At 75.7% G+C, this 6,783-nt stretch carries 6 protein-coding genes and 1 rRNA gene; 2 read left to right on the top strand and 5 right to left on the bottom strand.

The window, feature by feature from the left end; all coding sequences use genetic code 11:
- Positions 1 to 92, top strand: a 5S ribosomal RNA gene (rrf, locus tag IF27_RS06700); the annotation flags it as partial.
- 120 nt (positions 93 to 212) lie between these two features.
- Here the strand turns inward: rrf and IF27_RS06695 are convergent.
- The 5 genes from IF27_RS06695 to IF27_RS06675 are packed head-to-tail and all read right to left on the bottom strand — an operon-like array spanning position 213 to position 5,592.
- Positions 213 to 1,520, bottom strand: a complete 1,308-nt coding sequence (locus IF27_RS06695; RefSeq protein WP_052848407.1) for a DUF58 domain-containing protein — start codon at positions 1,518 to 1,520, stop codon at positions 213 to 215.
- Complete coding sequence (locus tag IF27_RS06690) at positions 1,520 to 2,494, bottom strand: AAA family ATPase (protein ID WP_052848467.1); 975 nt, start codon at positions 2,492 to 2,494, stop codon at positions 1,520 to 1,522. Before IF27_RS06690 ends, IF27_RS06695 begins: the two co-directional genes overlap by 1 nt.
- Before the next feature lie 2 nt (positions 2,495 to 2,496).
- Positions 2,497 to 3,711, bottom strand: coding sequence for a DUF4350 domain-containing protein (locus IF27_RS06685; RefSeq protein ID WP_052848406.1), 1,215 nt, complete (start codon positions 3,709 to 3,711; stop codon positions 2,497 to 2,499).
- On the bottom strand, positions 3,708 to 4,385 hold the full coding sequence (locus IF27_RS06680; protein WP_052848405.1) for a DUF4129 domain-containing protein: 678 nt from the start codon (positions 4,383 to 4,385) through the stop codon (positions 3,708 to 3,710). The genes IF27_RS06685 and IF27_RS06680 overlap by 4 nt, the downstream gene beginning before the upstream one ends.
- Positions 4,386 to 4,389: 4 nt before the next feature.
- Positions 4,390 to 5,592: a DUF7847 domain-containing protein gene (locus IF27_RS06675; protein WP_052848404.1), complete on the bottom strand. Its 1,203-nt coding sequence runs from the start codon at positions 5,590 to 5,592 to the stop codon at positions 4,390 to 4,392.
- A gap of 128 nt (positions 5,593 to 5,720) precedes the next feature.
- Between IF27_RS06675 and mtnA the strand changes: the two genes are divergently transcribed.
- A complete protein-coding gene (gene mtnA, locus IF27_RS06670) occupies positions 5,721 to 6,770 on the top strand; it encodes an S-methyl-5-thioribose-1-phosphate isomerase (RefSeq protein ID WP_052848403.1) in 1,050 nt (349 codons plus the stop codon).
- Positions 6,771 to 6,783 lie beyond the last annotated feature (13 nt).

Genomic DNA, 6,783 nt, shown 5'->3' with positions numbered 1-6,783 from the left:
CGCCCGGTAACATTCCGAACCCGGAAGCTAAGCTCTCCAGCGCCGATGGTACTGCATGGGGGACCGTGTGGGAGAGTAGGACACCGCCGGACAATTATTTGAATAATGGATTCAGCCCCGACCGGATTACCGGTCGGGGCTGAATTTTTTTGCGTTGAATGGCTGCCACCCTTTTCCTTCTCCGGGTGTGCGGGGAAACCGTGGGCCGCTGTTCAGAGCCTGCCGGATGCCTTGAGGGCCAGGTACGCGTCGGCGAGAGCCGGGGGAAGGGCGTCGGGCGTGCCCTCCACGACCGTCACACCGAGGCGGGTGAGACGCTCCGCGAGCCGCGTGCGCTCTGCCTCGTACCGCGCCGCGGCGGCTGCCTCGTACACCCCCGTCACCGTGCCGCGCGCACGCCCCATCTCCGCCACGCGAGGATCGGACACGGCGGCCAGGACCACGCGGTGCCGGTGCGTCAGCCGTGGCAGGACGGGCAGCAGACCCGACTCCAGCGGGGCCGCGTCGAGCGCGGTGAACAGGACGATCAGCGAGCGGTTCCGCGCGGCGGCGAGCGCCGCGGTCGCCATCCCGCCAGGGTCGCTCTCGATCAGCGCGGGCTCCACGTCGGCCAGGGCGTTCACCATCGAGGGAAGGACGTCCGTCGCCGACCTGCCGCGCACCGACGCGCGCGTCGTCCGGTCGAACGCCAGCAGGTCCACACGGTCCCCGGCGCGGGACGCCAGCGCCGTGAGCAGCAGCGCGGCGTCCAGGGACGCGTCGAGCCGAGGGGCGTCACCGACCCGGCCCGCCGACGTCCGGCCCGTGTCGAGGACGAGCAGGAGGTGCCGGTCGCGCTCGGGACGCCACGTCCGGACGGCGACCGACGTCTGCCGGGCGGTCGCCCGCCAGTCGATGGACCGCACGTCGTCGCCCGGCACGTACTCGCGCAGGCTGTCGAACTCGGTGCCCTCACCGCGCGTCAGGAGCGTCGTCCTGCCGTCCAGTTCCCGCAGGCGCGCCAGCTTCGCCGGGAGGTGCTTGCGGCTGGTGAACGGCGGCAGCACCCGCAGGGTCCACGGCACGTCGTGGCTGCCCTGGCGCGCCGCCAGGCCCAGCGGACCGTACGCGCGGACGGTGACCCGTACCGGGCGGTGGTCGCCCCGGCGGACCGGTGTCAGGACCGTCGTCACGCGGCGGCGCTCGCCGCCCGGCACGTCCAGCCCGTGACGGGCGCCCTCGTACCGCGCCTCAGGGCGCCAGCCGCTGGGCGGCCACGCGTCCCGCAGCTCGCCGCGCAGGCGGCGCGACGAAGGGTTGGTGACGGTCAGGACGATCGCGGCCTCCTCGCCGAGGCGCGCCGTCGTGTCGCCGTCACGCGTCAGCCCGAGCGCGCGGACCGGCGCGGCCCGCGCCAGGTCGTACAGCACGGCGAGCAGCAGCGGGCCGAGGACCGCCAGGATGCCGTTCCAGCCGGGGAAGGCGGCCACGACCAGGGCGCCGAACGCGGCGACCAGGGCCGTGCGGCCCGTGAGGGCCATCAGCGGGGGACCGGGACGCGCGCGAGCAGGCCGGTGAGGACGCCGTCCGCCGTCACGCCCTCCATCTCCGCCTCGGGCCGCAGCCGCACGCGGTGCCGCAGCGTGGGCAGGGCGAGGGCCTTCACGTCGTCAGGGATGACGTAGGCGCGGCCCGACAGCCAGGCCCAGGCGCGGGCCGTGCCGAGCAGGGCCGTCGCGCCGCGCGGGGAGGCGCCGAGCGCCAGGGAGGGCGACTCGCGGGTCGCGCGGCAGACGTCCACGACGTAGGCCGCTATGTCGGGGGCGACGGTGACCTCGGCGACCTGCGCGCGGGCGGCGGCCAGCTCCGCGGCGCCCGCGACCGCGCGGACACCGGCGGACGCGAGGTCGCGCGCGTCGAACCCGGCGGCGTGCCGGGCCAGGACGTCGATCTCCTGGTCGCGGCTCGGCAGGGGCACGACCAGCTTGAGGAGGAAGCGGTCGAGCTGGGCCTCGGGGAGGGGGTAGGTGCCCTCGTACTCCAGCGGGTTCTGCGTGGCGGCGACCATGAACGGGTCGGGCAGGGGGCGCGCGGTTCCCTCGACGGTGACCTGCCGTTCCTCCATGGCCTCCAGCAGGGACGCCTGGGTCTTCGGCGGGGTGCGGTTGATCTCGTCGGCGAGCAGGAGGTGCGTGAAGACCGGGCCGGGGCGGAACGAGAACGCGGCGCTGCGCGTGTCGTACACCAGGGAGCCGGTCACGTCGCTCGGCATCAGGTCAGGGGTGAACTGCACGCGCTTCGTGTCCAGGTCGAGGGCGCTCGCCAGCGTGCGGACGAGCAGCGTCTTCGCCACGCCGGGGACGCCTTCGAGGAGGACATGGCCCCGGCAGAGCAGGGCGACGACCAGGCCGGTGACGGCGGCGTCCTGCCCGACCACGGCCTTGCCGATCTCGGCGCGGAGGGCCTGGAGGGCGGCGCGGGGGTCGCCTGGGGCGGCGTCTGTCGGTGCGGTCACGGTCACTGCGGGCGGTCCTTGCTTCTCGGATGCGCGTGGTCAGGTGCGACGCGGCGTTCCAGTGCGTCGAGGTCGTCGGCCAGCCGGATCAGGCCGGTGTCGTCGGCCGGTGGCGGGCCGAAGAGCAGGTGGTGCACGGCCGGGGCCGGGTCGCCGGTGTGCGCGGCGACGGCCTCGGTCAGCTCGACGACGCCGTCCGCCGCCGGGCGGGGCAGGCCGACGAGGGGCGCGAGCCGGCCGCGGGCGGCCGTCCTGAGGGCGTCGGCGGCGCGGTCACGGGCGCCCGTGCGGTGGTAGAGGCGTGCGCGGCCCTCGGTCGTCTCGGCGGCGTGGACGACGACGGGCAGCGGCTCCGTGACGACCGGGCCGAGGCGGCGTGCGCGCCACAGGGCGGCCAGCGCGGCGGCGATGCCGAGCTGGAGCGCGGCCCAGCGCCAGCCGGGATGGATCAGGTCGGTGAACGTCTCGTCGCCGCCCGCCGCGGCGGCCTCGCCGCCGGAGGGGAGGTACCAGACGAGGTCGGGGTGGGCGCCGAGGAGCTGGAGGGCCAGCGCGGCGTTGCCCTCGTCGGCGAGGTGGTCGTTGCGCAGCGCCTCAGGGGTGCCGAGGAGGATGGTGTCGCTCGTGGCGTGGGAGATGACGAGCAGGGTGGGGGCGCCGACGAAGGGGTAGCAGCCGACGCTCGGGTCGGTGTCGGGGCCCGCCGTGTAACCGACGCCGCCGAGGGTCGCCGTGCCCGCGCGGCGGGCCGGTTCGTAGCCGCAGTCGGGGGAGAGGGTGCTCGCGGCCGACGACGAGGGTGTGACCGTCACATCCGGGGCGAGCGCGGGGAGGGACACCGCGGTGGGGGCGAGCAGGACGGTGCGGCCCGCCGTGGCGTCGCGGAGGGTGGCGAGCGCGGCGTCGCCGAGGGAGTCGGGGTGGGCGACGAGGAGGGTCGTGTCGGGGCCCGCGGCGTCGGCCGCCTCGGCTGCGCTGGTGACGACGCGGGTGTCCACGCCGCGGTCGGCGAGCAGTTCGGCGATGGCGCGGCTGCCGGTGGGGGACGCGGACCGGGGGTCGAGGGGGCCGGAGGGGCTGTCTTGCAGGAAGGCCAGGACGATTCCGGTGACGGCCAGGACGGCGGCGGCGACGAGCGCGCCGCGTCCGCGCCGCCACAGCGCCTTGGCCGTGGGGGAGACGGCCGTGGTCTCCGCGGGCGGGGAGGTGGTGGTCATCGGGCCGCCTCCGTGGCGGGGAGACGGGGCCGGGTGCGGGCCGCCCGGTCGTCCAGCTCGGTCAGGCGGGCGTAGTCGGCGGCGTCGGCCGGGCTGTCGCCGTAGGTGACGGCGTCGAAGGTGGACGCGGCGGCGACGAGGTCGCCGGCCAGTGCGGGGAGGTGGCGGCCCGCCTCGCCCGCGGCCTCGGTGGCGGTGCGGCCGGGGCGGGTGTCGAGCAGGGCGCGTTCCTCCAGGGAGCGGACGAGGGCCCGCGTCCGTTCCTGCACCGCGGGGACCCAGCGGGCCGCCCGCGCGTGCTCGTCGGCGGCGGCGCGGTGCTCGGCGGCCGTACGGGGGCGGTCGGTGAACAGGGCGCCTTCCGCGCGGGGGCCCGCGGCGTTGCGGAGACTGCCCAGCCGCAGCCACAGGGCGGTGACCAGCGCGGCGACGAGCACGACGACCACGAGCAGGCCGAACCAGCCGCCGGGCGTACGGACGGCCAGGTCGTCGAACAGGCCGAAGACGTTGTCCCACAGCCAGGTGAGGGCCCGGCGGACCGGGCTCGGCTCGCCCCGCTCGTACATCGGCCTGGACAGCTCGCGCTCGGCCTCCTCACGGGCCGGGCCCCGGTCCGCGCCGACGGGCGGTCCCGGGGCGTCCGCCCGCCAGGCGGTGAGGTGCGGCGGGGGCACCGCGTCAGGTCCCGGGGGACTGGGGGACGCCGGCGGCGCGGGCCAGCTCGATGTCCAGCGCCTCGCGGCGGATGCGCTGGTCGATGTAGAGGAGGGCGGTCACGCCCGCGCTGATGGGCAGCGTGACGGTCGCGGAGATGACGGCGCCGATGCCGCTGACGAGCAGGTAGCCCCACGTCAGGTCGGCCGTGCCGTCGAGGACGTTCCCGACGTCCTGGCCGGTCACCAGGGTGGCGATGGCCGAGACGGGGAACTCCACGATGCCGCTGACGACCGCGAGGATCAGCATCATCAGCAGCTGGATGCCGAAGACGCGCCACCAGGAGCCGGACACCAGCTTCCAGGAGCGGCGCAGGGCCGCCGTGACGCCCTGGCGTTCCAGCATCAGGACGGGCGCGGCCAGGGAGAACTGGATCCACAGCCAGATCCCGACGACGACGCCTCCGATGAGGAGCAGGACCGTGACCGGGGCGTTGCCGGTCGCGATGCCGACGGCGACGGGCACGATCAGCACACCGCACGCGATCAGCGGGATGAGCAGGACCAGGCCGAGGAGCCGCAGCAGGCGGGGCCGGGAGTCGCGCCACGCCTCGCCGACGGTGACGGGGCGGCCGAGGACGGCGCGGCTGACGACCATCGTCAGCATGGCGGTCGCGAGGACGCTGCCGAGGAGGCTGACGAGGGCCGTGGTGCCGCCCCAGACGACGAGGTCGCCGAGCGCGTCGTTCAGCTGCTCGTCGGTGTAGCTGTCGTCGGTGTCCAGCAGCAGCGGGCTGTCGTCGGTCCACAGGGCCAGGCCGACGGAGGAGACGAGCTGGGTGAGGACGGCGATGGCGAGGGCGACCGTCAGCACGGTGCGCCAGTAGCTGCGGGCGGTCGAGACCGCGCCGTCGAGTATCTCGCCGACGCCGAGGGGGCGCAGGGGGATGACGCCCGGCTTGGCGGCGAACGCGGCGCGCTGCCAGCCGGGGGAGGCCCACTGCTGCGGCGCCTGCTGCCCCCAGCCCTGCGTCGGCTGGCCCCACCCCTGGGGTGCCTGGCCCCAGCCCTGGGGCTGCTGCCCCCAGCCTTGCGGCTGCTGGGCCTGCGGGGGCGGGGTGGGCTGTGGCTGTTGCTGCGGTGCGGAGGGGTCGGCGGGTGAGCGGCCCTCGGGGCCGTCTTCCGGTGGGGGAGACCCGGGTGGAGCCCAACCCGGCGAGTCGCTCACGCTGTCACCTCGTTCAGCAATGTTCGAGTCAAGTCGTTGGCGCCCATCGTGCCATGACGCCGCCCCGGTGCGCGGCGCTCCCTGCGGCTTGCCTTCTCTCGTCGGGGTCCTGCGGGCAGACTGGGCCAATGGCTGATCACCGACTCTCCGCCCTGCGCTGGGCGGAACCGCCGGACGGACCCGTCCTCGTGCTGCTGGACCAGACACGTCTGCCCGGGGCGGAGGAGGAACTCGTCGTCACCGATGTGCCGGGGCTCGTCGCGGCCGTCCAGTCCCTGGTGGTGCGGGGGGCGCCGCTGCTGGGGCTCGCCGGTGCGTACGGTGTCGCGCTGGCCGCCGCGCGGGGCTACGACGTGGAGGACGCGGCGCAGCAGCTCGCCGGTGCGCGGCCGACCGCGGTGAACCTGGCGTACGGGGTCCGGCGGGCGGCGGAGGCGTACCGCGCGGGAGGCGCCGCGGCGGCCCTGGCGGAGGCGCGGGCGCTGCACCGGGAGGACGCGCAGGCGAGCGAGCGGATGGCGGAGCTGGGGCGTGACCTGCTGGGGGAGCTGCTGCCCGGCGGCGGCTACCGGCTGCTCACGCACTGCAACACCGGGGCGCTCGTCTCGGGTGGTGAGGGGACGGCGTTCGCGGTGGTGCGGCGGGTGCACCGGGAGGGGGAGCTGCGGCGTCTGTGGGTGGACGAGACGCGCCCCCTGCTCCAGGGCGCGCGGCTCACGGCGTACGAGGCGGCGCGCGCGGGGATGCCGTACGCGGTGCTGGCGGACGCGGCGGCGGGGTCGTTGTTCGCGGCGGGGGAGGTGGACGCGGTGCTGGTGGGGGCGGACCGTATCGCGGCGGACGGGGCGGTGGCGAACAAGGTGGGCACGTATCCGCTGGCCGTGCTGGCGCGGCACCACGGGGTGCCGTTCGTCGTGGTGGCGCCGACGTCCACGGTCGATCTCGGGACGCAGGACGGCGCCGCGATCCCGGTGGAGCAGCGGGCGTCGCACGAGGTGACGGAGCTGCGGCCCGGGGTGTCGGTCACGCCGGTGGGGGCGCAGGCGTACAACCCGGCCTTCGACGTGACGCCGCCCGGGCTGGTGACCGCGATCGTGACCGAGGAGGGTGTGGTGTCGTCCGTGGACCGTGGGAGTCTTGCCGCACTGTGTTCCCGCACACGTACGGCTGGGTCCTGAGCAGGGGATGGGA

The sequence above is a fragment of the Streptomyces avicenniae genome (assembly GCF_000719135.1).
Lineage (GTDB): Bacteria > Actinomycetota > Actinomycetes > Streptomycetales > Streptomycetaceae > Streptomyces > Streptomyces avicenniae.
This window is presented reverse-complemented; position numbering and strand designations above follow the sequence as displayed.

What these genes read in the sequence shown, in the direction of transcription:
- IF27_RS06695 (WP_052848407.1), bottom strand. Translation starts at nt 1,520, where the DNA reads ATGGCCCTCACGGGCCGCACGGCCCTGGTCGCCGCGTTCGGCGCCCTG.
- IF27_RS06685 (WP_052848406.1), bottom strand. Translation starts at nt 3,711, where the DNA reads ATGACCACCACCTCCCCGCCCGCGGAGACCACGGCCGTCTCCCCCACG.
- mtnA (WP_052848403.1), top strand. Translation starts at nt 5,721, where the DNA reads ATGGCTGATCACCGACTCTCCGCCCTGCGCTGGGCGGAACCGCCGGAC.